Source organism: Sphingomonas astaxanthinifaciens DSM 22298 (genome assembly GCF_000711715.1).
GTDB classification, from domain to species: Bacteria; Pseudomonadota; Alphaproteobacteria; order Sphingomonadales; family Sphingomonadaceae; genus Sphingomicrobium; species Sphingomicrobium astaxanthinifaciens_A.
In genome coordinates this window covers 13,007-38,206 of record NZ_JONN01000002.1, presented here as the reverse complement: position 1 = coordinate 38,206, position 25,200 = coordinate 13,007, and the positions used below count along the sequence as shown (strand labels likewise).

The following is a 25,200-nucleotide window of genomic DNA, read 5'->3' as shown; positions in this document are numbered from 1 at the left end:
GCCGGTCCGGTCGGAGGTGTGACATGGACCAGTTTCGTATCGGCCAGATCACCGTTTCCCGGGTCGAAGAATGGAGCGGCGGCTTCAGCAGCGCCGACTTCCTGTTCGCCGGTTACGAAGAGCCCGTGTGGCGCCGGCGCGAGCCCGAGTTCGTCCCCGACTTCTACCTCCCCGACGAGGGCAAGATCTTCGGCGTCCTGCAAAGCTGGGTGATCGATACCGGCGCCGAGCGTATCCTGTTCGACACCGGCGCGGGCAATGACAAGGAGCGGCCCGGAATCCCGATTTTCGGCAATCTGCAGACCGACTACCTCGCCCGCCTCGCGCGCGCCGGCTACCGGCCCGAGGACATCGACACGGTCGTCTGCTCGCATCTGCACATCGACCATGTCGGCTGGAACACGCAGCTGGTCGACGCGCGCTGGCAGCCGACCTTCCCCAACGCCCGCTACATCCTGCCGGTCGCCGACCGCGACTATTGGGACCCGGCCGGGACTGGCGCGCGGCCGACCGAGCAGGGCGCGTTCGTCAATGCCGGCGTGTTCGAGGACAGCGTCCAGCCGATCATCGACGCCGGCCGCGCCATCTGGGCGGAGGACGGCCATGAGGTGTTGCCGGGAATGACGCTCCACGCCCGCCCCGGCCACACTCCCGGGCAGATGGCGCTCGCGCTCGAGGACGGCGGCGAGAAGGCCCTTTTCGTCGGCGACATCCTCCACCATCCGATGCAGGTCCACCGGCCCGACTGGAACAGCCGCTTCTGCGAAGATCCGGAACAGGCCATCGCCTCGCGCCGCAAGACGCTCGAAGAGGTCGCCGACAGCGGCGCCCTGCTCGTCCCCGCGCATTTCGGCGGTGAGCATCTGGTTCGTGTCACGCGCGAGGACGGCGCCTTCCGCCCGGTCTATGTGAAGGACCTGCGCTGATGGCGACCGCGGCCGTGCCGAGCTTCGCGCTCGATCCTTCCGACTGCAGACTGCTCGCCGAGCCGCACCCCGTCTTCAACCACCTGCGCGAAGCCGATCCCGTCCACTGGTCCGACCATGGCTATTGGGTGGTCAGCCGCTACGAGGACGTGCGCGCGGTGGTGATGGACCGCGTCAATTTCGGCCAGGGCGACTTCGTCCGCAACATCCAGCTCCTCTACGGGCCCGATTTCGACGTCCTCAGCCACTCCTCCTACCAGTGGCTGTCGGAGGTGTTCGTGTTCCAGGACCCGCCGCGGCACACCCGGCTGCGCGGCCTAGTCACCCAGGCGCTGACCGCCCGGCGCGTGCAGGCCATGCGCCCGCGTATCCAGGAGATCACCGACGCCCTCATCGATCGCCACCTGGCGCGGGGCGAGATGGAGCTGATTCACGACTTCGCTTACCGGCTCCCGACCCTCGTCATGTGCGACATGCTCGGGATCAGCGAAGAAGAAGCGGACGACGCCCTTCTCGCCAAGCTCAACCAGGCGATCGCCGACAGCTTCCTCGTCCTCGAGATGCGCGCGCTCCCGCCCGGGGAGCTGGCGCTCGCCAACCGCCAGATCGACTATCTCGAGGAGTTCTTCGGCGGCATCTTCGAGCGCCGCCGCCGCCACCCGCAGGACGATCTCGCGACCGCCCTGCTGCACGCCCGCGAAGGCGGCGAGGGTCTCAGCGAGCGCGAGATGACGACCGTCGCCATCGGCCTGTTCGGCGCCGGCTTCGAGACCACTGCGCACATGATCGGCAACGGCGTGCTGACGCTGCACCGCCATCCGGGCGAGTGGCAGCGGCTTGTCGCCGACCCCGGTCTCGCCGCCAGCGCGACCGAAGAGATTCTTCGCTTCGAAAGCTCGCTCACCGCCACCTATCGGACCGCCTTCAACGACGTGACCATCGGCGGCCGGACGATCAAGGCGGGCGAGCGCGTGCTTGCGCTGACCGCCGCGGCCAATCGAGACCCGGGCGTCTACAGCAACCCCGACCGCTTCGACATCGGCCGCCGCGAGGCCGGGCAACTGAGCTTCGGCGGCGGGATTCACTTCTGCGTGGGAGCCCAGCTGGCCCGGCTCGAGGGCGAGATCGCGCTGGCGACCCTCGCGCGGCGCCTTCCCGGGATGCGCGTCGACACCGCCGCCCCGGCGTGGCGCGGGCTTCTCTTCCGCGGCCTCGAGCGCCTGCCCGTCCGCTGGCCGCTCCCCGCATGAGCAGCGCCGGTCGCGGCGGGCCGCTCGCAGGCATAAGGGTGATCGAGTTCGCCGGACTTGGCCCCACCCCCTTTGCGGGCATGATGCTGGCCGATTACGGCGCGGAGGTGCTGCGGATCGAGCGGGCCGGCGCGCCCCCCTATCTCGGCAGCGCCGCGGTCCAGTATCTCAATCGCAGCCGCGCCTCGATCGTCCTCGACCTCAAGGACGCGGACGGCCACGAATTCGCCAACCGGCTGCTGGGGTCGGCCGACGTCCTTCTCGAAGGCTATCGCCCCGGCGTCATGGAGCGGCTCGGGCTCGGTCCCGAAACGGTCTGCGCGGCGCATCCGCGGCTGGTCTATGCCCGCATGTCGGGCTGGGGCCAGAACGGACCGCTGGCGCGCGCGGCCGGGCACGACATCAACTATCTCGCGCTCAGCGGCGCACTCCATGCCATGGGACCGGGCGACGCCCCGCCGGTCCCGCCGCTCAACCTGGTGGGAGACTTCGGCGGCGGCGGGATGCTGGTCGTCGGCGGGATCCTCGCTGCGCTGGTCGAGCGGGCCGGCAGCGGCCGCGGCCAGCTGGTCGACGCGGCGATGCTCGACGGCGCCGCCCTGCTCTTCACCCAGATCGCGGGCTGGCAGGCGGGGGGCTTGTGGACGGAGCGGCGCGGCGACAACCTGCTCGACGGCGGCGCCTATTTCTATCGCTGCTACGACACCGCCGACGGCAAGTTCATGGCGGTCGGCGCGCTTGAGGAAAATTTCCACGACGCCTTCCTCGCCGGCCTGGGTTTCAATCCTTGCGACTTTCCCGACCGCCTCGACCGGCGTCACTGGGACGCGCGGGCCGACCGGATCGCCGCCCGTTTCCGCGCGCGCAGCCGGGCGGAATGGACCGACCATTTCGACCGCCTCGACGCCTGCGTCTCGCCGGTGCTCACCCTCGCCGAAGCCGCCGCCCATCCCGCCAATGTCGAACGGAAGGTCTTCGCCGGGCTCGAGCCCGAGCCCGCGCCGCGCTTCTCGCGCACGCCCGCGCGGCGCGGCGCGGCACCCGCGGCAGCGGGGAGCGGCGGCCTCGAGGCCCTGCGCGACTGGGCCGGGGACGATCGCTACTGGCAGACACTGATTGCGCGTGGAATCCTCCACGCGGATTGACCATCCTGGCCGGCGCCCGCCCCCGGCGCCGGCCGAATGTCGAAGGAGTAGAGTGATGCAGGCAGGTACCGAGATGACCTTCACCGCGACCGAGCGGGTCAGCATCGGCCGCCCGGCCGCCGAGGCGATCCGCGAGCAGGCCGAGCGGCAGGACGCCCGCCGGGTCTTCATCCTCGCCGGCTCGACCTTGCGCCACAAGACGGACGAGGTGGCCGCGATCGAGCGGGCCTTGGGCGATCGCCATGCCGCGACCTTCGACGGCATCCACCCGCACGCGCCCCGCACCGACGTGCTTGCCGCCGCCAATGCCGCGCGCGCCGCCGATGCCGACCTGGTGGTCACGGTCGGCGGCGGATCGGTCACCGACGCTGGCAAGATCGTCACCCTGCTGATCAAGCATGGCGTGGAGGACATTGCCGCGTTCGAGCCGCTGCGCGTCTACGTCACCCCCGAGGGACAGGTGGTCAATCCGGTGACCGTCGGCCCCGACATCCGCGTCATCTGCATCCCCACCACCCTGTCGGGCGGTGAGTTCAATGCCCTGTCCGGCTCGACCGACGAGGAGACCGCGCACAAGCAGGGCTACGAGCACCGGCTGATGGCACCGGTGATGGTCGTGCTCGATCCCGCGCTCAGCCGCCACACGCCCGAATGGCTGTGGCTTTCGACCGGGGTCCGCTCGGTCGACCATGCGGTCGAGACGCTGGGCTCGGACAAGTCGAATGACTTCGCCAATGGCCTTGCCGACAGCGCGCTGCGTTTGCTGGCCGAGGGACTGCCGCGGGTGAAGGCCGATCCCAACGATTTGGAAGGCCGGCTCAAGTGTCAGATCGGTGCCTGGCAATCGATGATCAGCATCATCGGCGGCGTGCCGATGGGACCGAGCCATGCGATCGGCCATATCCTCGGCGGCACCTGCGACGTGCCCCACGGCTATTGCTCCTGTGTCATGGCGCCCTACGTGCTGGCGTGGAATGCCGAGGACGACGACAGCCGCCAGGCACGGATCAGCGATTGCCTCGGAATGCCGGGCATGCCCGCGTCCGAAGCGCTCGACCGCTTCATCCGTTCGCTCGGCATGCCGCGGACGTTGTCGGAAGTCGGCGTGACGGAAGAGAGGTTCCAGCAGGTGGCCGAATATACGTTGCTCGACATCTGGGGTCGGACCGGTCCCCGCGCGGTGCACTCGGCCGACGACATCCTGCAGATCCTGCGCATGGCGGCCTGAGCTGATGGTGGCAGCGAGCAGTCTCAAGGCGGTGCCCAAGCATAGCGGGCGTCGCAACATCAAGCCCGAGGTCATCGCCTACAAGAAGGCGCGAATCCTCGAGGAAGCGAGCGCGATCTTCTTCGAGAAGGGCTATGAGGCGGCGACCCTCGACATGCTCGCCGACCGCCTGCACGTCACCAAGCCGTTCCTCTACACCTACTACAAGAACAAGGGCGAGATCCTGGCGGCGGTCTGCGCCATGGGCGTGACCGAATCGCTCGGCGCACTCGACCAGGTCGCCGACGCCCCCGGGACCCCGGTCGACCGGCTTCGCGCCGCACTCGAGCAGGTCGCGAGGATCATCATCGAGCGCAGCGACTATATCGTCGTCTACCAGCGCGAGATGATGAACCTCGAGCGCTCGGACGCGCAGCAGATCATGCGCCTGCGGCACGAGTTCGACATTCGCGTCGCCCGGCTGGTCGAGGAATGCCAGAGCGCCGGCCAGGTCACCTTGTCCGACGCGGCCACCATGTCGGTCTGGATGGGCGGCCTCCTCAGCTGGATTCCCAATTGCTATCGCGCCGGCAGCCGCCGCAGCCCGGAATCGATCGTCCAGCAAGCGGTGCAGGCCTGCCTGCGCCTGATCGGGATCAACTGACCCATGGGCCCCCGCGACTTCACCGACCCGCGCATTCCCAATCGCGACGAATGCGTCCTTCGCCACCTCCTCGACCGCCACGCGGCGCAGCAGCCCGACAAGACCCACGTCATCTTCGAGGACGGCGAGGAATGGTCGTTCGCCGAAGTGCGCCGCCGGGTCATCGCCAAGGCGGTGGGCCTGCAGAAGCTCGGCGTGACGCGCGGCGAGCGGGTCGCCGTCTGGCTGCCCAACGGCCGCGAAGGCCTGCTCGCCTTCTACGCGATCAACTATCTCGGCGCGGTCTTCGTGCCCTTCAACACCGCCTATCGCGGCAACCTCCTTGCCCATGTCCTGAAGAACAGCGACGCGCGCATCCTGCTGTGCCATCCCGACCTCGCCCCGCGCCTTGCCGAGGTCGAGCTGGCGGGCATTGCGCAGCTTGTCCTGACCGGACCCGCGGCGCCCGGAACCCCGCCCCTCCCCGTGGTCCAGTTCGCGGATCTCGACGGCACCGAAGAGGAACTGGCGCCGCTCGCCGCGCCGATCGAGCCGTGGGAACTGCAGTCGATCATCTACACCTCGGGCACCACCGGCCCGTCAAAGGGGGTGCTCTCCTCCTACCTCCACATGTTCTCGAACGCGGGACCGGAAAGCTGGCCGATGGTCGGCTCCGACGACCGCTACATGACGGTTGCGCCGCTGTTCCACATCGGCGGCATGGGCCCGCCCTTCGTCATGCTGGCGCGCGGCGCCTCGGTGGCGATCGTCGAGAATTTCTCCACCGAGCGCTTCTGGGAGACGGTGCGCGCGACCCGGTCGACCGTCGTCTTCCTGCTCGGCGTGATGGCGACCTTCCTGATGAAGCAGCCCCCCGGGCCGCACGACCGCGACCATGGGGTGAAGCTCGCCTTCATGGTGCCGTTCACCGAACAGGCGCCCGCCTTCACCGAGCGGTTCGGGATCGACATCTACACCATCTTCAACATGACCGAGATCGCCTCGCCCTGCGTGTCCGAGGCCAACCCCCGGAAGCGCGGCACCTGCGGCCGCGTCCGCCCGGGCGTGGAAGTGCGCCTGGTCGATGCCAATGATTGCGAAGTCCCCGTCGGCGAGATCGGCGAGATGCTGGTCCGAAGCGACCGTCCATGGGGCCTCAACAGCGGCTACAATAACAATCCCGAAGCGACCGCCGAGGCGTGGCGCAACGGCTGGTTCCACACCGGCGACGCCTTCCGCCGAGACGAAGAGGGCTATTTTTACTTCGTCGACCGGGTGAAGGACGCGATCCGGCGGCGCGGCGAGAACATCTCCTCCTTCGAGGTCGAGGTCGAGGTCTGCGCGCATCCGACCGTGCGCGAGGCCGCCGCGATCGGCGTTCCGAGCGAGTATAGCGAGGACGAGGTGATGGTGGTCATCGCGCCGGTTCCCGGCCAGACCATCGACGTCGTCGAGCTTTCGACCTTCCTCGCCGGGCGGATGCCCTACTTCATGGTGCCGCGCTACATCCGGGTGATCGACGAACTGCCCAAGACCCCCTCGGCCAAGGTCCAGAAGGCCAAGCTTCGGCGCGAGGGCATCACCGCCGACACCTGGGACCGCGAGAAGGCCGGGATGCGGCTTCGGCGCGACGCGATCGGCTAGTCGCCCTGCGCCTAGTGGAGGTGGACGTCCTCGCCCGGGATCTCGGTCTTGGTGTGAAGCGCCTCGCGCACGTAGAGCCGCTTGACGAGCACATAGACCACCACCGTCAGCGGCGCGGCAAAGACGATGCCGAGCGGGCCGAACAAGGTCCCCATCGCCAGCAGCGAGAACAGCATCACCGCGCCCGGAAGGTCGACCGCCCATTGCTGCAGCAGCGGCGAGAAGAGGTAGCCTTCGAGCTGCTGGACGATGAAATAGACCCCGGCCACCCACAACGCGAGCTCGGGGTTGGTGGCGGCCGCGATCAGCACGGCCGGGACCGCCGAGAGGATCGGCCCGACGAAGGGAATGAATTCGAGCAACGCGGCCAGAAGGCCAAAGGCAAGCGCGCTTTCCATGCCGATCAGCCACAGGCCGATGCCGGTCGCAAATCCCACCACCGCCATCGTCAGCAATTGCGCCCGGAGCCACAGCCGCAGGGCCTTGCCGGTGTCGGCCAGCGCATCGCCGATGAGGCCGCGGCGGTGCTCGGGGACCATCTTCATGATGCCCGCCCGGTAGAAGCGCGGCGAGGCGGCGATGAACACGCCGCCGACCACGATCAGCAGCGCGTCCGCCAGCCCGCTGCCGAGCGACATCACCCATTGCCCGGCATTGGCGGCGAGGCTTCCGCTCGCCCCTCCCTTGCCGAACTGTTCGAGCTGTCCGTCGAGACCGACCGTCGCCAGCCGCTCCTTGAGCGCCGCCCACGCCTGCGGCAGCGCGGCACGGATTTCCTCGGCCTGGTCGAACAATTGCTTGCCGAACAGGGCAAGGCCGACGCCGACGATGATGACCACGGTCAGGACCGACAGCAGCAAGGCGACGCCCTGGTGGATGCGAAGCCGCTCGAACTGCTGGGCGAGGCTCTGGAACAGGGTGGCGATGACGATCGCGCCGAACACCATCAGCAGCACGTCGCGCAATTGCCAGATCAGCCAGACGAGCGCGACGAGACCGATCACGATCAGCGTCTTGCGGACGAACAGGGCATCGGCCCCGGGCGGCGGCGCCGGATGCGCGCTCATCGTCTGTCTCGTCCTGTCATGCCGGCTTGGGTGACAGAGAGGCGCCGCTTGTTCAAGCGCCACGCCTTGGTCAGGCGGAAGGCGCGGGCCAGGTCTCGAGGATCTCGACGAAGCGCGACAGCCAGGCGTTGGTCTGGTGGCCGTCGATCACGCGATGGTCGATGGTGAGCGTGACATAGGCCATGGGCCGGATCGCGATGACGTCGCTGCCGTCCTGATCGAGCACAACCACGCGCTTCTGGAGCTTGCCGACCCCAAGGATCGCGGCCTGCCCTTGGTGCAGGATGATCGGCGCGGCAAGGAGCGAGCCCGAGACGCCGTGATTGGAGATGGTGAAGCTGCCGTTCGCGACATCGCCGCGCTCGAGCTTGCCAGCGCGGGCGCGGACGGTGAGGTCGTCGAGGCGGGCGCCAATCTCCTCGAGGCCGAGCGAGGCGCAGTCGCGCACCACCGGCACGACGAGGCCCTTGTCGCCAAGCGCGGTGCCGACCCCGATGTCGACCGTCGGCGCGATGACGATCCGGTCCTCGGCCCAGCGGCCGTTGACCGCGGGCGCGACCTTCATCGCCTCGGCCGCGGCCTTGAGCAGATAGGCGGTGTAGCTGAGCTTTGTGCCACGCGCGGCGAGCGCCTTCTTGTGCGCGGTGATGGCGGTGAAGTCGGCTTCGAACAGCGCGGTCACATGCGGGGCGTCGGTCACCGCCTTCACCATGTTCTCGGCGATTGCGCGGCGCATCCGGTCGTGCGGGATGTCGCCCCAATTGCCTTCCGCGACGCGTGGCTGGGCGGTGACCTTCGGGCCGCTCTCGACATGGGTAACGGTCGCGGATCCGACGGCGCGATCGACATCCTCGCGCGTGATCCGCCCATTGCGCCCCGTGCCGGTGATCCGGGCGGGGTCGATGTCATGCTGCATGAGCGCCCGGCGAACCGAGGGGGAGAGGCGGGTTTCCATCTCCCCACCGCTGGTCCCGAGCGAAGTCGAGGGACGGGTGGCCTCGCGCGATGGTGCCTCGACGTCGCTCGGCACGAGCAGAGCTGATTGAACTCCTTCCGCGTCGATCCGCCCGAGCAGCGCCCCCGGCATCGCTTCGGCGTCCGTGCCGAGCAGGATCTCGGCCAGCACCCCGGCCGCCGGCGACGGCACCTCCTGCGTCACCTTGTCGGTCTCGAGCTCGACTAAGGGATCGTTGAGCGCGACCCTGTCGCCCGGCTGCTTGAGCCAGGCGCGGACGACCGCCTTGGTGCCCTCCTGCTCGTCGGGAACGCGAACCTCGATCATCCCCTGTTCTTGCTCCCGATGCTGTTGATCGCCGCCATCATCGCACCGAAGGCGAGCAGACCCATCAGTTCCAGCATGCTCATGCCGAGCAGCGCACCGACCGCGCAGGCGACGAAGGTCAGGACGAGGGTCGCCGCGGCGGCGTGACGACGGAACAGGTCGATCACCTCAGAACCCCACCAGCCGGTCGATCTCGGCCCGGATCCGGGCGACGCTCGGGACCGCCGCCTCGAGCAGCGCCGGGTGATGCGGCGAGGGAATGTCGGGCATGGTCACCCGCGCGACCGGCGCGTCGAGGTCGAGGAAGGCCTCGTCCGCCACCACCGCGGCAATCTCCGCCCCGAAGCCCGCGGTACGCAGGTCCTCGTGGACGATCAGGCAACGCCGGGTGCGCGAGACACTCTCCAGCACCATCTCGCGGTCCCAAGGTGCAAGCGTGCGCAGGTCGATGACGTCGGCGCTCAAGCCCTCGGCCGCGGCCTCGCAACGCGGGACCATCGCACCCCAGGTGACAATGGTGATCTTGTCGCCGTTACGCGTTTTCTTCGCCCGTCCGAACGGCAGGACATAGCCCTCGCCCGGCCACGGCCGCCGCGCCCAGCTGTCGTCGAGCATCGCGCGATGCTCGAAGAACAGCACCGGATCGTGGCCGCGGAGCGCCATGCGCAGCAGGCCGACGGCGTCCTCGGCATTGCTCGGCACCGCGACCTTCCAGCCGGGATTGTGGACGAACTGCACCTCGTTGGTCTGGCTGTGCCAGGGATCGCCGCACTTGAAGAAGCCGCCCGGCACGCGCAGCACCATCGGCGCGGCGAAGCGGTTGGCGGTGCGCCAGCGCATCGTCCCGGTGTCGTTGATTTGCTCGGTCGCAGGCTCCGCATATTTGCGGAACTGGATCTCGGGCACGGGCAGCAGGCCGGCGAGCGCCATCCCCACCGCGCGGCCGACGATGCCCTCCTCGTTCAAGCTGGTGTCGAACACGCGGCCGACGCCATATTTGTCCTGGAGGCCAAGCGTCACCGCATGGACGCCGCCCTTGGGCCCGACGTCCTCGCCGAAGACGCACATCTTCGGATTGGCCTCGAGCTCCTGGTCGAGCACGCGGCGGATCGCGGTCACCATGTTGATCCGCTGGCCCTCGGGGCGCGGCTCCTCGTGCGTGCCTTCCAAGCTGAGGCCCGCACGCCCACCGACCTCGGCATGGGTGCCGGAGAAGAAGACGTCGTTGGCGACCTCGTCGACCGGCAGAACCGGCCGTGCCTCGGCCTCGGCGCGGGCCTGGCCGACGTCCCAGGCGACCGACTGCTCGAGCTCGCCCCAACGCTGCTCGCCGATCTGCCGGCCGGCGCAATATGCCTTCAATTTCGGCAGCGGATCGCGCGCCCATTCGGTCGCGATCTCGCTCTCGCTCTTGTAGGTCTGCGTGTCCTGGTAGCTGTGCCCCTCGAGCCGCGGGACGGTCAGCCGCAGCAGCGCGGGGCCCTGCCCGCTTCGGACATGCGCCACCGCCGCATCGATGAGCCGCGCGGCCTCGAGCGGATCGGTCCCGTCGCCGTTGAAGATCGTCAGCCCGGTGAAGCTCGCGAGGTTGGCGGCGATATTCTGCCCGGGCGTCTGGTAGGTCGAGGGCACCGAAATGCCGTAGCCATTGTCCTCGACGTAGAAGAGCAAGGGCAACTTCTGCGTGGTGGCGATGGTCAGCGCCGACCAAAAGCCCCCGGTCGCACAGCTCGCGTCGCCGCCGAGCACCAGCGCGATGTTGCCGCGCGCCTGCCCTTTCAGCACCTCGGCCTTGTAGCGAATCGCCTGCGCCCAGCCCGCGGCCGGCGTATATTGCGCGCCGACCCCGCCGCACATCGGCAGCGCATGCGCGCCGCCGGGATTGGGATAGTTGAACACCACCCCGATATCGCGTCCGCCCGAATAGCCGCCCGACCGGCCCATCCCGCTCCCGAGCGCGTCGGCCAGCGGAACGCCGAGCGCGAGCAGCAGCGGGCGCGAGCGATAATAACCGCAGGCCGCGTCGCCGTCGCGGAGCTTCAGGCCGAGCAGCACCTGCGCCATGTCGTGGCCGCGCGCGCTGAACTGGTAGAGCACCTGCTTGGCCGGGACGAGCTCCTCCTCCTCCAGCCGGTCCATCTCGCGGCTGGTGAGAACCAGGCGGGCGACCTCTTCCCAGTCGGTGTCGACGCTAAACTCGGGGTCCGCTTCAGCCATGGCTGGTGGGGGTGTCCAGCGCGCCGACCACCGCCTCGCAGAAGCGGTCGAGGTCACCGTCGGCGATGCCGACGAGGTTCGCGCGGCCGCTGTCGGCCATGTAGATGCTGTGCTCGCTGCGCAGCCGCTTCACCTGCTCGACCGACAGCGGCAGCATCGAGAACATGCCCTGCTGGTCGGCGATATAGGCGAGCCTGGGATCGGCGGCGGCGATCCGCTCGCGAACCATCCGGATCCGGCCATGCATCGCGTCGAGCTCGACGCGCCAGTCGGCGGCGAGGTCGGCATTGTCCAGCACCGTCCGCACCGCGGCTGCGCCATGGTCGGGCGGCATCGACCAGGCCTCGCGGCTGATCTGGAGGAGGTGGGTCATGGCGAATTTGGCGATGTCGGCGCTCGGTGCCTTGACGAACAGGCAGCCGACACGGTCGCGATAGACGGCAAAATTCTTGTCGCAGCTCTGCGTGATGAGGACCTCGTTGCAGGCCTCGAGCAGGACCTCGACCCCGAAGCGGTCCTGCTCGAGCCCGCGCCCGAATCCCTGATAGGCGAAGTCGATGAGCGGGATCAGCCGGCGCTCGGCGACCACCCGCGCGACCTCGCGCCATTGGTCCTCGCTGAGGTCCGCGCCGGTCGGATTGTGGCAGCAGGCGTGAAGCAGCGCGACGTCGCCCGGCCGCGCCGATTCCAGCGCCTCGATCATCGCCCCGAAATCGACCGCGCGGGCCACGGGATCGTAATGGCGATATTCGACGATCTCGAGCCGCGCGCCGCGCGCCATCGGCGGATGGTTGGGCCAGGTCGGCGTGCCCATGAAGACGCGGGCTTGCGGGTTGAAGGCGGCGATGAGCTTCAGCGCGAGGAACAAGGCACCGCAGCCGCCCGGGGTCTGCAGCCCGACGATCCGGTCATCCCCGGCATGCGCGCCGAGCACGATCGGCCGGAGCAGTTCGGCAAAACGCCGATCCCCCGCCCCGCCGAGATAGGATTTGCTGTCCTGCGCCTCATGCAGGCGGCGTTCGGATTCCTTGACCGCGCGCATCACGGGGGTCCGCCCGGCGCCATCGCGATAGACGCCGACGCCGACATCGATCTTGTCGGTCCGCGGGTCAGCATTGACCATCGCGATCAGCGCCAGCAGCGAATCGCTGACGAGGGGTGGCAAATCGGCAAGGCCGCGGCGCTCGAGGCTGGTCAGCATGGGGCGGCGATTAGCCTTTCTTGGTTCGGGACGAAAGCGCTGCCTGCGTCACGCATCATAGTCGAGCGCGACACCCTCGCCCTTGGGCACCGATTGGCAGGTGAGGACATAGCCCGCGGCGATCTCCTCGTCGGTCAGGCCATAGCGCGCGGCCATGCTGACCTCGCCCGCCGTCACCCGCGCACGGCAGGTGGCGCAGACCCCGGCCTTGCAGGCGAAGGGCGCGGGCAGGCCCGCGGCCCGCGCGGAATCGAGGATATTCGAGCCATCGAAGGCGATCCTGCGGGTCCGGCCGTCGATGGTGACGCTGATCTGCTGGCCCGAGGCGGCCTGCTGGAGCTCGGCCATCTCCGCCGCCAGCGCCGCCGAGGGGCGCCCCGCGGTGAAGCGCTCGATGTGGATCCGCTCGGGCGCGACCCCTGCTTCGAGCAGCGCAGCCTCGGCTGCGTCCATCATCGGCCCGGGGCCGCAGATGAAATAGGCGTCGACCTGGCCGGGCTCGGGCACGAAGGCCTCGAGCACCCGGTCGCAGGTTGCGCGGTCGAGCATCCCGTTCAGCAGCTCGACGTCGCCGTCCTCGTCGCTGAGCAAATGGAACAGCTCGAACCGGCCGAGATAGCGGTCCTTCAGCTCCGCCAGCGCATCGAGAAAGATGATGCTCGACGCGTCGCGATTGCCGTAGAAGAGCGTGAAGCGGCTGCCCGGCTCCTCGGCCAGCGCGGTCCGCGCCAGGCTCATGACGGGCGTGATTCCCGAGCCGCCCGCGAAGGCGACGTAGCGGCGACTGGCGGCCGCATCGAAATCGGTGGTGAAGCTCCCATGCGGCGGCATGACGTCAAGTAGGTCGCCCGCCTTCAGTTCGCGCGCCACCCAGTTGGAGAAGGCACCGCCCGCGATCTGCTTGACCGTCACCTTGAGCGCGCCCTCGTGCGGCGCGGTACAGAGCGAATAGTTGCGCCGCACCTCTTCGCCGCCGATGGTCGCCCGCAGCGTCAGATGCTGCCCGGCGCGATAGCGGAAGATGTCGGCGAGCTCGGGCGGAACGTGGAAGCGGATCGAGCGCGCCTCGTCGGTCTCCTCGACGATCTCCGCGACCTCGAGGGCATGGAAATGCTTTTCGCTCACCAAACGGCGTCCGGATAGGTGCGCGGCAGATATTGCATGATCGCGAGCAGGTGACCGAGATGCTCGCTGTGATGGCCGCGGCGACCGCCGAGGATGGCGCGGCTGTCGGGCGGGACCGGCAGGGTCGCTTCGGCCAGCACCGCACCGACGGCCTCCCGATAATCAGCCTCGAACCCGCGCGGATCGACCGCGATGCCGATCGCAATCGCGGCTTCCAGCTCCCCGTCCACTTCGAACAGTTCGGGCACGAAGCGCCAGCACCAGTCGAGCCCGTCCAGCGTGCGGGCGTGGCTCTCTTCGGTCCCGTCGCCGAGCCGGATCACCCAGTCGGCGGCCAGCTCGCGATGATAGGCGAGTTCCTTGACCCCCTTGGCGGCGATTCCGGCAATCGCCTTGTCGCGGCTCGCGACAAGCCGCTCGAACAGCATGTGCTGGAAGGTCGTGAACAGCAGGTGCCGGACCATGGTGCGCGCGAAATCGCCATTGGGCTGTTCGACCAGCAGGCAGTTGCGGAAGTCGAGCACGTCGCGCTTGAAGGCGAGCTCGTCGGCATCGCCCGCTTCGCCCAGGAACAGGGTCGCCTGGCCGACGAGGTCGAGCGCCATGTTGGCAAGGCTCAAATCGACCTCGACCGACGGCGCGTGCCCGGTCCATTCGCTGAGGCGCTGGCCGAGGATCAGCGCATCGTCGCCGAGCCGGAGGCAATAGCCCGCGCGAACGGGGTCATGGGCATCGGCGGGCGCGTCGAAGGCGCCTTCGGGCTTGAGGCGCGCAGCGACGGCCTCGTCCTCGGGACGGATGGGCGGAAGGCTCGGCATCAGATGTGCTTCACCTCGTCGGGAATGTCGTAGAAGGTCGGGTGGCGATAGACCTTGTCGGCCGCCGGCTCGAACAATTCGCCGGCCTGGGCGGGGTCGCTGGCGACGATGTCGCTCGACTTGACCACCCACAGGCTGACCCCTTCCTGGCGGCGGGTGTAGGTATCGCGGGCGTGGCGCAGCGCAAGCTCGGCATCGGGCGCGTGGACGCTCCCGAAATGGCGGTGCGCAAGCCCGCCCTTGGTGCGGACGAACACTTCCCAGAGCGGCCAGTCAGACATCAAATCCTCCGTCGCCAGCGGCCTTCGCCGTGGCGGCGGCAATCGTCAAGCGGCCTGACGCGCCCGCTTCTTCGCCTCATGCGCCTGCGCGGCCTCGCGGACCCAGGCATTCTTCTCCCAGGCCTCGCGGCGCGCGGTGATGCGCTCCTTCGCGACCGGGCCCTCGCCCTTCACGACCGAATAGAATTCCTCCCAGTCGATCGCGCCGAAGTCGTAGCCGCCCTTCTCCTCGTTCCACTTGAGGTCGGGATCGGGAATGCTGAGCCCGATAAACTCGGCCTGCGGCACGGTGATGTCGACGAACTTCTGGCGCAGTTCGTCATTGGTCTCGCGCTTGATCCGCCAGCGCAGCGACTGGGCGGTGTTGGGCGAATTCTCGTCCGGCGGCCCGAACATCATCAGGCTCGGCCACCACCAGCGGTTGAGCGCGTCCTGCGCCATCCTTTTCTGCGCCGCGGTCCCGTTGGCGAGATGCATCATGATCTCGTAGCCCTGGCGCTGGTGGAAGCTTTCTTCCTTGCACACCCGGACCATCGCGCGGGCATAGGGACCGTAGCTAGTCCGCTGGAGCGGCACCTGGTTCATGATCGCCGCGCCGTCGACCAGCCAGCCGATCGCGCCGATGTCGGCCCAGGTCAGCGTCGGATAGTTGAAGATGGTCGAATATTTGGCCTTCCCCGAATGGAGCGCCTCGATCATCTCTTCTCTGGAAGTCCCCAGCGTCTCGGCCGCGCAATAGAGATAGAGGCCGTGGCCCGCTTCGTCCTGCACCTTGGCGAGGAGGATGGCCTTGCGCCGGAGCGAAGGCGCGCGGGTGATCCAGTTGCCTTCGGGGAGCATGCCGACGATCTCGCTATGCGCGTGCTGGCTGATCTGCCGGGTCAGCGTCTTGCGATAGGCCTCCGGCATCCAGTCCTTGGGCTCGATGAACTCGTCCGCCGCGACCCGCGCCTCGAAGGCGGCGAGGAGCGCCGGGTCTTCCTGCGGGGCGATCGGCTGCACCTTGGCGCCGGGCTTGCTGAGGTCAGTCGTGTACATGGACCTTAGATAGCGATTGCAGGGCCTTGGTTCCAGCACGTCCTTTCGCCTAGAGGCGGGCCCGTGCCCCTCCCCCGCGCCCGTGTCGTCACCCTCAATGCCGCCTTGGGTCCGCTCGACTATCGCGTGCCCGATGGGCTCGCGGTCGAACCCGGCAGCGTGGTGGTCGCGCCATTGGGCCCGCGCCAGCTGATCGGGGTCGCCTGGGAAGCCGAGCGGCTGCCGAGCGAGGACGTGGGCGACAACCGCCTCCGCCCTCTCGCCGGCCTGATCGACGTCCCCCCGATCCGCGCGCCGCTCCGCCGATTGTGCGAATGGACCGCCGATTATTACCTCTCGCCGCTCGCCGCGGTGCTGCGGATGGTCCTTCCCTCCTCGAGCGCATTGGAAGGCGGTCGCCAGCTCGTCGAATATCGGCCCACCGGCGTCGTCCCCCCGCGGCTGACCCCGCAGCGGACCCAGGCGCTCGAGCGGATCGAGGGCCGGCAGGGGACGATCCGCGAGCTTGCCGACCATGCCGGGGTCAGCGACGCGGTGCTGCGCGGGCTGGTCAATGCGGGCGCGCTCGAGAAGGTGATGGTCGAGGCCGACCAGCCCCTTGCCCTTCCCGATCCCGGCTTCGGCCCGCCCGAGCTCAGCCCCGACCAGCGCGCGGCCGCCGACAGCCTCACCGGGGCGATCGGCGGCGGGTTCGATCCCGTGCTGCTCGACGGCATCACCGGCTCCGGGAAAACCGAAGTCTATTTCGAAGCCGTTGCCGAGGCCGTCCGCCAGGACCGACAGGTGCTCGTCCTGCTCCCCGAAATCGCGCTCACCGAGCCCTTCCTCAAGCGCTTCGCCGCGCGGTTCGGATGCGCGCCCGTCGCCTGGCACTCGGACCTCCGTTCCTCGCAGCGCCGCCGCGCCTGGCGGGGGATCGCAAGCGGCGAGGCGAAGGTCGTGGTCGGCGCCCGCTCGGCGCTGTTCCTGCCTTATGCCAATCTCGGCCTGATCGTCGTCGACGAGGCGCATGAGCCGAGCTTCAAGCAGGAGGAAGGGGTCCAGTATCACGCCCGCGACGTCGCGGTGATGCGGGCCAAGTTCGAGGATATCCCGGTCATCCTCTCCTCAGCCACCCCCGCGATCGAGACCCGGGCGATGGTCGAGAGCGGCCGCTACCGCGAGCTTCGCCTGCGTCAGCGCCACGCCGGGGCGGTCCTCCCCTCGCTCGACGCGCTCGACCTCACCGCCGACCCGCCCCCGCGCGGCCGCTGGCTGGCGCCGCGGCTGGTCGCCGAGCTCGAGGCCAATCTGAAGGCGGGCGAGCAGAGCCTGCTGTTCCTCAACCGCCGCGGCTTCGCGCCTCTGACCCTGTGCCGGACCTGCGGCCACCGCTTCCAGTGCCCCAATTGCACTGCCTGGATGGTCGAGCACCGGCTGATGCGGCGGCTCGCCTGCCACCATTGCGGCCATGTCATGCCCCCGCCCGAGGCCTGCCCCGAGTGCGGCGACAAGGACAGCCTGGTCGCCTGCGGCCCCGGCGTCGAGCGGATCGCCGACGAGGTCCAGGCCCTGTTTCCCGACGCCCGCGCGGCGGTGGTGACCAGCGACACCATCTGGTCGCCCGCCCGCGCCGCCGATTTCGTCCGGCAGATGGAAGCGCACGAGATCGACATCGTGATCGGGACCCAGCTCATCACCAAGGGCTATCACTTCCCCAACCTCACCCTCGTCGGCGTCGTCGATGCCGACCTCGGCCTGTCGGGCGGCGACCTGCGCGCGGCCGAGCGGACCTTCCAGCAGATCAGCCAGGTGGCGGGCCGCGCCGGGCGCGGCGACAAGCCCGGCCGGGTGTTCGTCCAGACCCACCAGCCGCAAGCCCCGGTCATCGCCGCGCTGACCAGCGGCGACACCGAGCGCTTCGTCGCCGCCGAGACCGCGGCGCGCCAGGAAGCGGGCATGCCCCCCTTCGGCCGGCTCGCCGCGATCGTCGTCAGCGCCGAGGACCGCGAGGAGGCCGAGAGCATCGCGAACCGCATTGGCCGCAAGGCGCCGGAGGTCGAGGGCATGGAAGTCTATGGCCCCGCCCCGGCCCCGCTGGCGATGCTGCGCGGGCGCCACCGCTTCCGGCTGCTGGTCCACGCCCGCCGCAGCCTCGACGTGCAGGACGTCATTCGCGACTGGCTTGGGCAGGTCGAATGGGGCTCGAAGGTCCGCGTCGCGGTCGACGTCGACCCTTATTCCTTCCTCTAGGCGGGGAGCGGCGCGGCGGCTTCCTCGCTCCGCACCCGCCGGGTCACCCACCAGGGGCCGACGACGTGGCCGCGGCGCCGGGCGAGCACCACCAGCCACGCCCCCGCGCCGGTGACCAGCACCACCGCGATCAGCGAGGCCTCGAGCCCGAACGAGCCGCCCGACAGGAGGGGATCGCCCGACAAGGTCGAGGAGAAGAAGCCCCGGCTCGGTAAGCCCGACACCGGCAGGCCGTAGAGCCCGCCTTGCGTCGCGTTCCATCCGCCGTGAAGACCCACCGCCAGCCACAGGTTGCGGGTCAGCATATAGGCGCCGCCGAGCAGCACGCCCGCCTCGAGGGCGATCGTGGCCGAACTGAACAGGGTCGCGCCGGGATTGCCGTAATGGGCCAGCCCGAACAGCGCCGAGGTGATGATGAGCGCCGCCCACGAGCCCGCGAATTCCTCGAGGAAGCGGAACAGGATCCCGCGCGCGACGATCTCCTCGGTCACCGCCGGGACCAGCCCGAAGACGAGGATCGCGAACAGCAGCTCCCTGGGGTCGTCGATCCCGTTGAGCCGATAGACGCCGAGCAAGGCTGCCACCGCGACCACCGCCGAGAAGAGCGCCGCCCCGCCGAGCGTGCCCAGCACAAGATCGCGCAGGCCCGCGGCGATGAAGGCGAGGTCGTCGCGCGGCCGCTCGCCGACCCGCGCGACCACCAGCTTGTAGGCGAGCAAGGCGACCAGCACCGTCACCGACGCCTTGGTAAAGGTGGAGAGCAGCGTCCCGTCCATCGGCAGCAGCCCGAGCAGCCAGGTCGAGACCAGTCCCGCCACCACCATCGCCGCGATCGAAATCACCATCGCGATGACGATCTTCCGCCACAACGGCCGTGCCGCCGCCGGTCCTTGCCCTTCGTCCATGGCTGTTCCCGCTCCCAAGTGACGGTCAGGCTAGGACGGCGGCCGGTGACGCGCAATCGCGCTCAGGGGATGCGCAGCCCGTCAACATTGCCCGAAGGCGAATAGCGGCAGACGAGATAGCTCCAGCTCCGGGTCGAGCGGATCGCGCAGCCGACCCGGACCGAGCGGGCGGAGATCATCTGCGTGTAATGCCCGACGTCGGCCCAGTTGCCGGTCCGGCTGACCGCCGGGAACACCCCCGGCCGGAACCAGCGCCGCTCGCCGACCCACGCCCCGACCATCGCGCTCACCGGATAGGCGTTGCGGGTCCCCATCCAGAGGTTTTCGCCCTGGTTGCCGCGCAGCGACTTGGGCGAATGGCCCCAGCGGTTGGTCCGCGCGAGTTCGGCGGCCCAGCGGTCGGCCGCGGCTGCGAGGCCCATGTCCCACGCCAGCGGCGGCACCCGCCAAGCTGCGCGCTCGCGGTTGTGCAGGGAAAGCACCTCCCCTTCCCACGACTGGGCGGAAGCGGCCGTGGCGGTGGCGAGCGGGAGCAGCAGCAGGGCGGGAACGAAGCGACGCATGGCTCGCTTGCATGTGGTTAGAGCATGGCCCCCCGCAGCCCGCAGTGAACGCGTTATCGACGAGGCGATGGGCTTTGTCCGGTCTGGCGATGGCGGCGGGCGCGATTAACTCGCCGCCATGACCACGCTCATTCCCGTCCTCGGCGACCAGCTCAGCCACGGCCTCGCCTCGCTCCGGAGCGCGGACAAGGCGGAGTCGGTCGTGCTGCTGATGGAGGTCGCCGAGGAGACGACCTACGTCCGCCACCACAAGGCGAAGATCGTCCTCATCCTCTCGGCCATGCGCCATTTCGCCGAGGAACTTAGGGCCGACGGCTGGACCGTCGATTACATCCGGCTCGACGATCCCGAGAACAGCGGCAGCTTCACCGGCGAGGTCGCCCGCGCGGTCGAGCGTCACCGCCCCTCGGCCATCCGGATCGTCGAAGCGGGCGAATATCGGGTCGCGCAGGCCATCGCCACCTGGTCCGACCGCTTCGGCATCCCCGTGGACGTGCTCGGCGACGATCGCTTCATCTGCCCCCTTCCCGACTTTTTCGCCTGGGCCGCCGCCCGGCGCGAACTCGTCATGGAGAGCTTCTACCGCCAGCAGCGCAGGCGCACCGGCCTCCTCATGGAAGAGGACGGCACCCCCGTCGGGGGCCAGTGGAATTTCGACAAAGAGAATCGCGCTCCGCCGCCCAAGGCCCGGCCGCTGCGTAGACCGCTGTCCTTCGCCCCCGACGCGATCACGAAGGACGTCATCGCGCTGGTCGAGCAGCGCTTCGGCCAACATTTCGGGACGCTCGACCGGTTCGAACTCCCGGTAACACGGGACCAGGCCCGGGCCCTTCTCGCCGACTTCGTCACCGAGCGCCTGCCGCGCTTCGGCACCTACCAGGACGCGATGCTCGAGGGCGAGGACTATCTCTATCATTCGCGGCTCTCGACCAGCCTCAACTGCGGCCTGCTCACCGCGCTCGAAGTCTGCGAAGCGACCGAGGCGGCCTTTCGCGCCGGCACCGTCCCGCTCAACGCCGCCGAGGGCTTCATTCGCCAGATGATCGGCTGGCGCGAATATGTCCGCGGCATGTACTGGCTCGAGATGCCCGGCCTCGACCGCGCCAATTTCTTCGGCAACCGCCGCCCGCTCCCCGACTTCTACTGGACCGGCGAGACCGCCATGGCCTGCTGCGCCGACGCCGTCCGCAACACCCGCGACAATGCCTATGCCCACCATATCCAGCGGCTGATGGTGCTCGGCAATTTCGCGATGCTGGCGGGGATCGACCCGCATGAGGTCGCCGACTGGTATCTCGTCGTCTATGCCGACGCCTATGAATGGGTCGAGCATCCCAATGTGCTCGGGATGAGCCAGTTCGCCGACGGCGGCCGGCTCGGGACCAAGCCCTATGCGGGCTCGGGCGCCTACATCAACCGGATGAGCAATTACTGCAAAGGCTGCCGCTACGACGTCAAGCAGCGCGTCGGCGAGGGCGCCTGCCCGTTCAACGCGCTCTACTGGGACTTCCTCGACCGCAACGAGCAGAAGCTGCGGGGCAATCGCCGGATGTGGCAGCCCTATGCGACCTGGGACCGCTTCGGCGAGGACACCAAGGCCGAGATCAGGGCGCAGGCGCAACAGTTCCTCGACCATCTCGAGCCCGCCGCCCCCGGCTGGGCCCGCGCCACTGGACAGGAGGAGAAGCGCGGATAGACTTGCCCCCGTGCCGAGTAATTGACTGGGGGAAAGTCATGCGTTTGAAGGTCTTGGGCGCGGTTCTTGCGGCGGCGCTCAGCAGCGCCAGCCCGGCCGCCGCCGAATGGCGGGTCTATGAAGCCCGGCACTTCCAGATCTATTCGGAAAGCGGCGAGGCGAAGGCGACCGAGCTCGCCGCCCGGCTCGAGCGCTATGACAAGCTGATGCGGATGGCGACCGGCATCCCCGACGACAATCCCGCCAAGGTCCGCATCTTCGAGGTCGCCAGCACCGACGACATCGAGAAGGCGCTCGGAGTCAGCAACACGGGCATCGCCGGCTTCTATACCAGCAACACCTTCGGCCCCTTCCTCCTGACCCCGCGCAAGACCGACGCGGGCGGGCGCTACTTCACCCCGCTCCTCGTCCTCCAGCACGAATATGCGCATCATTTCATGCTGCAATATTTCCCGGCGACCTATCCCGGCTGGTATGTCGAGGGCTTCGCCGAACTGGTCGGGTCGTCCACGATGGAGAAGGACGGGCGCATCATGTACGGCGCGCCCGCCAAGCAGCGCGGCAACGACCTCGTCACCTACTGGATCCCGCTCCAGGAATTGCTCGCCAAGGACACGGTCCGCGACTTCGACAATTACGGGCAGGGCTGGGCGATCACCCAGTATCTGACCATGGACCCGGTGCGCGCCAAGCAGCTCCGCACCTATCTCCAGCTCCTCAACGCGGGCAAGTCGAACAAGGATGCGGCGACCACCGCCTTCGGCGACCTCTCCAAGCTCAATGCCGAGGTGCGCATGCACGTCAGCCGCGGCAGCTGGATCGTCCGTCCGGTCGCGCCCACGATCGCGACCCCGGTGGTGACCGGCTCGCGTGCACTGTCGGCGGCCGAGGTCGCGCTGCTTCCCGAGCTGATGGCCTTCGACGACGATTCGCTCGACGTCATCAAGGACAAGAGCGACCGCGACCGCGAGGTGAAGCGCCGCCGCGCGCTCTACGACAAGGTGCAGGAGAAGGCCGCACGCTTCCCGCAGGATCCGTTCGCGCTGACCCTGCTCGCCGAGGCGGCGGCGGTGAACGGCGACAAGGCGGGTTCGGCGGCGGCGGCCAACCGCCTGCTGGCGATCGACCCCGGCAACGTCCGCGGCCTCGTCCGCCGCTCGCTCCTGCTCGCCGAGGAGTCGCAGGCCCTGTCGGGTGCGGCACGGAGCGCGAAGGCGGCCGAGGCGCGGGCACTCGCGGTCAAGGCCAATCGCGCCAATCCGGACGAGGCGCTTCCGCTCTACGCCTTCTACCAGAGCTTCCGGCTGGCGGGCGAGACGCCCAGCGCGGGGGCGGTCAGCGGCCTCGAGGCGGCGGTGGCGACGCTGCCTGACAATGACGAGATGCGCCTCGCGCTGGTCGAGGAATATGCCCGCGCCAAGCGCTGGAGCGCGGCGATCGCGGTCCTCGCCCCGCTGGCGAACTCGCCCCACGACAGCCCGCAGCGCAAGAGCGCGCGCGAGCGGATGGCGCAGCTTCAGGCCGCGGCGGGGAGCCCGACGACCGCGTCCTGACCCTCAGCGGGCGAGCGGCAACGACCCCTGCGCGCTGGCCGCCTCGGCCTCGAGCAGCGCGCGCTTGCGGTCCAGTCCGCCGGCATAGCCGCCAAGCGCGCCGTCGTTCCGCACCACCCGGTGGCACGGCACGATGATCGCCACCGGGTTGCGGCCATTGGCGCTGCCGACCGCGCGGGTCGCATTGGGGTCGCCGAGCGCGCGGGCGATGTCGAGGTAGGAGCGGGTCTCGCCGGGCGGGATCTTGCGCAGCTCGGCCCAGACCCGCTGCTGGAAGGCGGTGCCGGGAACATCGACCGGAAGCGCGGCGGCAAGCGCGGGATCCTCGATCGCCGCCAGCGCCGCCTTGATCAAAGGGGCGTCGCCATCCTCGACCAGCTCGGCCTGCGGATATTCATGGGCCAGCCGCTCGGGCGTCGAATCGAAGCCGACGTGGCACAGCCCGCGCTCGGTGGCGGCGATCAGCAGCGGACCGAAGCGGGTTTCGGCCGAGGCGTAGCGGATCATCATGCCCTTGCCTCCCCGGCGAATGTCGGCGGGCCTCAGCCCCAGCGCGCCCGCCTCGGCATAGAAGCGGCTGGGCCCCGAATAGCCCGCCTCGTAAATGGCCTCGGTGACGCTGCTTCCTTCGCCGAGGCTCGTCTTCGCCCGCTCGAGCCGGAGCGCACGCCCGAAGGCGGCGGGCGACAGGCCGAGGGTGCGGGTGAAGATGCGCTGGAGATGGGTCGGCGAGTAGCCGGTCTTGCGGCCGAGCAGTTCGAGCGGCAGCGGTCCGCCCGCTTCCTCGAGCATGGCGCGGACGGCCGTCACCGCCGCCTCGTCGGGCGCGACATGGTCGGGCAGGCAGCGCTTGCAGGCGCGAAGGCCCGCCTCGCGCGCCGCCGCCCCGTCGGTGAAGAAGCGGACATTCTCGCGCTTTGGGTGCCGCGCGGGGCAGGACGGGCGGCAGTAGATGCCGGTCGTCACCACGCCGACCACGAATTGCCCGTCGGCGGCGCGGTCGCGGGCCTCGAAGGCGGCCCAGGCCCTGTCCTCGTTCACCATCATGCCCGCTCCACCGCCGCGGCAAAGCAGCCGCGCACCGCATTATGGGCATGGATGTAGCGGACGGCCGGGTTGTCGAACAGGCGGCGGATCGCGCCATCGGCCGCGCCCGGCTCGACCAGCAGCGCGTCGACCATGAGGTCATCGGAATCGAACGCCCGCAGCGAGAGCTTCCGCCGGTCGAGCGCGGGCGGCACCCGGTCCTCGTAAACGGCGGCCTCCGCTGGCCCCGCGCTGACGAAGATGGCGTGACGGGCGGCATAGGGCCCGGCGGCGATGCTGACGTGATTGAGGAGCAGTACCGAAGCCCCCGGCTCGGCATCGTCGAGCGTGATCCGGCAGGGAAAGCCCGGCTTGTCGGTGACGGTCATCCGCACGACCCCGCGCGCGGCGAGGCCGGCGTCGTCGAGGGCCGAGAGCGGGGCGAAGGCGGCGGGGTCGAGCCCGGTGATGCGGTAGGTCATGGCCGACATATCCGCCTTCGCGCGCGTCGCCGCGTCCCGAAGCTTGCGGTCAAAGCTTCACCTCGCCGCGGGCCAAGAGCGCGACTAGAGGCGGTGGCATGGGGATCAGCATTCACCGGGGCGAACTCGGACGGCCGGACGTCGAACAATTGCTCGCGCATCATGTCGCGGCGATGCACGCCTTCTCGCCGCCCGAGGCCTGCCACGTCCTTCCCGCCAACGCTCTCGCCCACCCCTCGATCACCTTCTTCTCGGCTCGCCGCGACGGCACCCTGCTCGGGGTCGGGGCCTTGAAGGACATCGGCGAGGCCGAAGGCGAAGTGAAGTCGATGCGCACGGCTCCCGCGGCGCTCCGCCAGGGCGTCGGCCAGTCCCTGCTGGACGCCATCCTCGCCGAGGCGCGGGCGCGCGGCTACCGCCGGCTCCGGCTCGAGACCGGGCGAAGCGCGGAGTTCGCCGCCGCCAACGCGCTCTACGACCGCGCCGGCTTCACGGAGAGCGGGCCGTTCGGAGACTATCCGCCCGGCCCGTTCACCCGCTTCATGGTCTTCGAACTCTAGCGGGCGGCGACCCGCACCGTCCCGCCCGCCGCCAGCCCCGCCAGCTGCTGCTCGGCGCTGCGGAAGGCGGCCTTGCGACAGGCCTTCACCTCGTCCCAGTCCTGGGTCTCGCGCGCGGCATAGGAGCCGCACAGCATTTCCGCGGCGAGACTGATCCGGCGCATCAGGCGCTGGTGGCCGGCGGCCCCGTCGAGGTCGCGGGCGGTGACGGTGAGCACGACCGCGTTGCTGTCGTCGGCGGCGGGGGCTTCGGCAATGGCGACGGTCGAGGCGGCAAGCGCGGCAAGAGCGATGAGCTTCAACATGGAATGTCTCCCGGTTCGCTCGCAACCGGACCCA

Annotated in this window: 24 protein-coding genes; 10 read left to right on the top strand and 14 right to left on the bottom strand. The window is 69.3% G+C overall.

The annotated features are described in order from the left end of the window. The first annotated feature begins 23 nt into the window (after positions 1-23). The 6 genes from BS69_RS0111205 to BS69_RS0111180 are packed head-to-tail and all read left to right on the top strand — an operon-like array spanning position 24 to position 6,815. The gene (locus BS69_RS0111205) at positions 24-926 is read left to right on the top strand and encodes an MBL fold metallo-hydrolase (protein WP_029942042.1); all 903 of its coding nucleotides are present in this window, start codon (positions 24-26) and stop codon (positions 924-926) included. Then, positions 926-2,176: a cytochrome P450 gene (locus tag BS69_RS0111200; RefSeq protein WP_029942041.1), complete on the top strand. Its 1,251-nt coding sequence runs from the start codon at positions 926-928 to the stop codon at positions 2,174-2,176. The genes BS69_RS0111205 and BS69_RS0111200 overlap by 1 nt, the downstream gene beginning before the upstream one ends. After that, positions 2,173-3,321, top strand: a complete 1,149-nt coding sequence (locus BS69_RS0111195; protein ID WP_037504836.1) for a CaiB/BaiF CoA transferase family protein — start codon at positions 2,173-2,175, stop codon at positions 3,319-3,321. The genes BS69_RS0111200 and BS69_RS0111195 overlap by 4 nt, the downstream gene beginning before the upstream one ends. 55 nt (positions 3,322-3,376) lie before the next feature. Further along, on the top strand, positions 3,377-4,549 hold the full coding sequence (locus BS69_RS0111190; protein WP_029942039.1) for an iron-containing alcohol dehydrogenase: 1,173 nt from the start codon (positions 3,377-3,379) through the stop codon (positions 4,547-4,549). A gap of 4 nt (positions 4,550-4,553) precedes the next feature. Further along, positions 4,554-5,192 (top strand): TetR/AcrR family transcriptional regulator, encoded by a 639-nt coding sequence (locus BS69_RS0111185; RefSeq protein WP_029942038.1) that lies wholly within the window; start codon positions 4,554-4,556, stop codon positions 5,190-5,192. Between the two features lie 3 nt (positions 5,193-5,195). Next, complete coding sequence (locus tag BS69_RS0111180) at positions 5,196-6,815, top strand: AMP-binding protein (RefSeq protein ID WP_029942037.1); 1,620 nt, start codon at positions 5,196-5,198, stop codon at positions 6,813-6,815. Positions 6,816-6,826: 11 nt separating this feature from the next. Here BS69_RS0111180 and BS69_RS0111175 read toward each other — a convergent pair whose 3' ends face one another. The 9 genes from BS69_RS0111175 to paaA all read right to left on the bottom strand — a co-directional run bounded on the left by BS69_RS0111175 (position 6,827) and on the right by paaA (position 15,844). Further along, complete coding sequence (locus tag BS69_RS0111175; RefSeq protein ID WP_029942036.1) at positions 6,827-7,882, bottom strand: AI-2E family transporter; 1,056 nt, start codon at positions 7,880-7,882, stop codon at positions 6,827-6,829. A gap of 70 nt (positions 7,883-7,952) precedes the next feature. Next, a complete protein-coding gene (locus tag BS69_RS0111170) occupies positions 7,953-9,164 on the bottom strand; it encodes a dihydrolipoamide acetyltransferase family protein (protein ID WP_029942035.1) in 1,212 nt (403 codons plus the stop codon). Then, positions 9,161-9,331, bottom strand: a complete 171-nt coding sequence (locus BS69_RS14320; protein ID WP_156957016.1) for a hypothetical protein — start codon at positions 9,329-9,331, stop codon at positions 9,161-9,163. The genes BS69_RS0111170 and BS69_RS14320 overlap by 4 nt, the downstream gene beginning before the upstream one ends. Before the next feature lies 1 nt (position 9,332). After that, positions 9,333-11,381 carry an alpha-ketoacid dehydrogenase subunit alpha/beta gene (locus BS69_RS0111160; protein WP_029942034.1) on the bottom strand — a complete coding sequence of 683 codons (2,049 nt, stop codon included), beginning with the start codon at positions 11,379-11,381 and terminating at the stop codon, positions 9,333-9,335. Next, complete coding sequence (locus BS69_RS0111155) at positions 11,374-12,582, bottom strand: amino acid aminotransferase (RefSeq protein ID WP_051676769.1); 1,209 nt, start codon at positions 12,580-12,582, stop codon at positions 11,374-11,376. Before BS69_RS0111155 ends, BS69_RS0111160 begins: the two co-directional genes overlap by 8 nt. A gap of 48 nt (positions 12,583-12,630) precedes the next feature. Next, positions 12,631-13,707, bottom strand: a complete 1,077-nt coding sequence (locus tag BS69_RS0111150) for a ferredoxin--NADP reductase (RefSeq protein ID WP_029942032.1) — start codon at positions 13,705-13,707, stop codon at positions 12,631-12,633. Next, positions 13,704-14,525 carry a 1,2-phenylacetyl-CoA epoxidase subunit PaaC gene (gene paaC / locus BS69_RS0111145; protein ID WP_084184600.1) on the bottom strand — a complete coding sequence of 274 codons (822 nt, stop codon included), beginning with the start codon at positions 14,523-14,525 and terminating at the stop codon, positions 13,704-13,706. Before paaC ends, BS69_RS0111150 begins: the two co-directional genes overlap by 4 nt. Further along, positions 14,525-14,806: a 1,2-phenylacetyl-CoA epoxidase subunit PaaB gene (gene paaB / locus BS69_RS0111140; protein WP_029942370.1), complete on the bottom strand. Its 282-nt coding sequence runs from the start codon at positions 14,804-14,806 to the stop codon at positions 14,525-14,527. Before paaB ends, paaC begins: the two co-directional genes overlap by 1 nt. A gap of 45 nt (positions 14,807-14,851) precedes the next feature. Further along, positions 14,852-15,844 (bottom strand): 1,2-phenylacetyl-CoA epoxidase subunit PaaA, encoded by a 993-nt coding sequence (paaA, locus tag BS69_RS0111135; protein WP_029942030.1) that lies wholly within the window; start codon positions 15,842-15,844, stop codon positions 14,852-14,854. Between the two features lie 63 nt (positions 15,845-15,907). Here paaA and BS69_RS0111130 point away from each other — a divergent pair, with 63 nt between their 5' ends. Next, complete coding sequence (locus tag BS69_RS0111130) at positions 15,908-18,076, top strand: primosomal protein N' (protein ID WP_029942029.1); 2,169 nt, start codon at positions 15,908-15,910, stop codon at positions 18,074-18,076. On the opposite strand, the gene BS69_RS0111125 is transcribed toward BS69_RS0111130, so the two are convergent. Both BS69_RS0111125 and BS69_RS0111120 read right to left on the bottom strand, forming a co-directional pair. Then, positions 18,073-18,981: a CPBP family intramembrane glutamic endopeptidase gene (locus tag BS69_RS0111125; protein WP_084184598.1), complete on the bottom strand. Its 909-nt coding sequence runs from the start codon at positions 18,979-18,981 to the stop codon at positions 18,073-18,075. The two genes, BS69_RS0111130 and BS69_RS0111125, sit on opposite strands and share 4 nt — an antisense overlap. Before the next feature lie 62 nt (positions 18,982-19,043). Next, a complete protein-coding gene (locus BS69_RS0111120; RefSeq protein WP_051676767.1) occupies positions 19,044-19,544 on the bottom strand; it encodes a CAP domain-containing protein in 501 nt (166 codons plus the stop codon). 118 nt (positions 19,545-19,662) lie between these two features. Here BS69_RS0111120 and BS69_RS0111115 point away from each other — a divergent pair, with 118 nt between their 5' ends. After that, entirely contained in the window at positions 19,663-21,240 is a 1,578-nt protein-coding gene (locus BS69_RS0111115; RefSeq protein WP_029942026.1) for a cryptochrome/photolyase family protein, read from the top strand. Between the two features lie 38 nt (positions 21,241-21,278). Continuing rightward, the gene (locus BS69_RS0111110; protein ID WP_029942025.1) at positions 21,279-22,793 is read left to right on the top strand and encodes a tetratricopeptide repeat protein; all 1,515 of its coding nucleotides are present in this window, start codon (positions 21,279-21,281) and stop codon (positions 22,791-22,793) included. A gap of 3 nt (positions 22,794-22,796) precedes the next feature. Here BS69_RS0111110 and BS69_RS0111105 read toward each other — a convergent pair whose 3' ends face one another. Then, positions 22,797-23,837 carry a bifunctional transcriptional activator/DNA repair enzyme AdaA gene (locus tag BS69_RS0111105; protein ID WP_037504881.1) on the bottom strand — a complete coding sequence of 347 codons (1,041 nt, stop codon included), beginning with the start codon at positions 23,835-23,837 and terminating at the stop codon, positions 22,797-22,799. Continuing rightward, a complete protein-coding gene (locus BS69_RS0111100) occupies positions 23,837-24,301 on the bottom strand; it encodes a DUF1203 domain-containing protein (protein ID WP_029942023.1) in 465 nt (154 codons plus the stop codon). The genes BS69_RS0111105 and BS69_RS0111100 overlap by 1 nt, the downstream gene beginning before the upstream one ends. A gap of 98 nt (positions 24,302-24,399) precedes the next feature. Between BS69_RS0111100 and BS69_RS0111095 the strand changes: the two genes are divergently transcribed. Then, positions 24,400-24,861, top strand: coding sequence for a GNAT family N-acetyltransferase (locus BS69_RS0111095; protein WP_029942022.1), 462 nt, complete (start codon positions 24,400-24,402; stop codon positions 24,859-24,861). On the opposite strand, the gene BS69_RS14315 is transcribed toward BS69_RS0111095, so the two are convergent. Beyond that, a complete protein-coding gene (locus tag BS69_RS14315; protein ID WP_029942021.1) occupies positions 24,858-25,166 on the bottom strand; it encodes a UrcA family protein in 309 nt (102 codons plus the stop codon). The genes BS69_RS0111095 and BS69_RS14315 overlap by 4 nt on opposite strands. Positions 25,167-25,200: the final 34 nt, after the last annotated feature.

Excerpts from the sequence above, each read along its gene's own strand:
- BS69_RS0111100 (WP_029942023.1), bottom strand. The coding sequence starts at position 24,301 with ATGACCTACCGCATCACCGGGCTCGACCCCGCCGCCTTCGCCCCGCTC.
- BS69_RS0111195 (WP_037504836.1), top strand. The coding sequence starts at position 2,173 with ATGAGCAGCGCCGGTCGCGGCGGGCCGCTCGCAGGCATAAGGGTGATC.
- paaC (WP_084184600.1), bottom strand. The coding sequence starts at position 14,525 with ATGCCGAGCCTTCCGCCCATCCGTCCCGAGGACGAGGCCGTCGCTGCG.
- BS69_RS0111200 (WP_029942041.1), top strand. The coding sequence starts at position 926 with ATGGCGACCGCGGCCGTGCCGAGCTTCGCGCTCGATCCTTCCGACTGC.
- BS69_RS0111160 (WP_029942034.1), bottom strand. The coding sequence starts at position 11,381 with ATGGCTGAAGCGGACCCCGAGTTTAGCGTCGACACCGACTGGGAAGAG.
- paaA (WP_029942030.1), bottom strand. The coding sequence starts at position 15,844 with ATGTACACGACTGACCTCAGCAAGCCCGGCGCCAAGGTGCAGCCGATC.
- BS69_RS0111180 (WP_029942037.1), top strand. The coding sequence starts at position 5,196 with ATGGGCCCCCGCGACTTCACCGACCCGCGCATTCCCAATCGCGACGAA.
- BS69_RS0111185 (WP_029942038.1), top strand. The coding sequence starts at position 4,554 with ATGGTGGCAGCGAGCAGTCTCAAGGCGGTGCCCAAGCATAGCGGGCGT.
- BS69_RS0111115 (WP_029942026.1), top strand. The coding sequence starts at position 19,663 with ATGACCACGCTCATTCCCGTCCTCGGCGACCAGCTCAGCCACGGCCTC.
- paaB (WP_029942370.1), bottom strand. The coding sequence starts at position 14,806 with ATGTCTGACTGGCCGCTCTGGGAAGTGTTCGTCCGCACCAAGGGCGGG.
- BS69_RS0111105 (WP_037504881.1), bottom strand. The coding sequence starts at position 23,837 with ATGGTGAACGAGGACAGGGCCTGGGCCGCCTTCGAGGCCCGCGACCGC.
- BS69_RS0111095 (WP_029942022.1), top strand. The coding sequence starts at position 24,400 with ATGGGGATCAGCATTCACCGGGGCGAACTCGGACGGCCGGACGTCGAA.
- BS69_RS0111155 (WP_051676769.1), bottom strand. The coding sequence starts at position 12,582 with ATGCTGACCAGCCTCGAGCGCCGCGGCCTTGCCGATTTGCCACCCCTC.
- BS69_RS0111120 (WP_051676767.1), bottom strand. The coding sequence starts at position 19,544 with ATGCGTCGCTTCGTTCCCGCCCTGCTGCTGCTCCCGCTCGCCACCGCC.
- BS69_RS0111190 (WP_029942039.1), top strand. The coding sequence starts at position 3,377 with ATGCAGGCAGGTACCGAGATGACCTTCACCGCGACCGAGCGGGTCAGC.
- BS69_RS0111110 (WP_029942025.1), top strand. The coding sequence starts at position 21,279 with ATGCGTTTGAAGGTCTTGGGCGCGGTTCTTGCGGCGGCGCTCAGCAGC.
- BS69_RS0111205 (WP_029942042.1), top strand. The coding sequence starts at position 24 with ATGGACCAGTTTCGTATCGGCCAGATCACCGTTTCCCGGGTCGAAGAA.
- BS69_RS14315 (WP_029942021.1), bottom strand. The coding sequence starts at position 25,166 with ATGTTGAAGCTCATCGCTCTTGCCGCGCTTGCCGCCTCGACCGTCGCC.
- BS69_RS0111170 (WP_029942035.1), bottom strand. The coding sequence starts at position 9,164 with ATGATCGAGGTTCGCGTTCCCGACGAGCAGGAGGGCACCAAGGCGGTC.
- BS69_RS0111175 (WP_029942036.1), bottom strand. The coding sequence starts at position 7,882 with ATGAGCGCGCATCCGGCGCCGCCGCCCGGGGCCGATGCCCTGTTCGTC.
- BS69_RS0111125 (WP_084184598.1), bottom strand. The coding sequence starts at position 18,981 with ATGGACGAAGGGCAAGGACCGGCGGCGGCACGGCCGTTGTGGCGGAAG.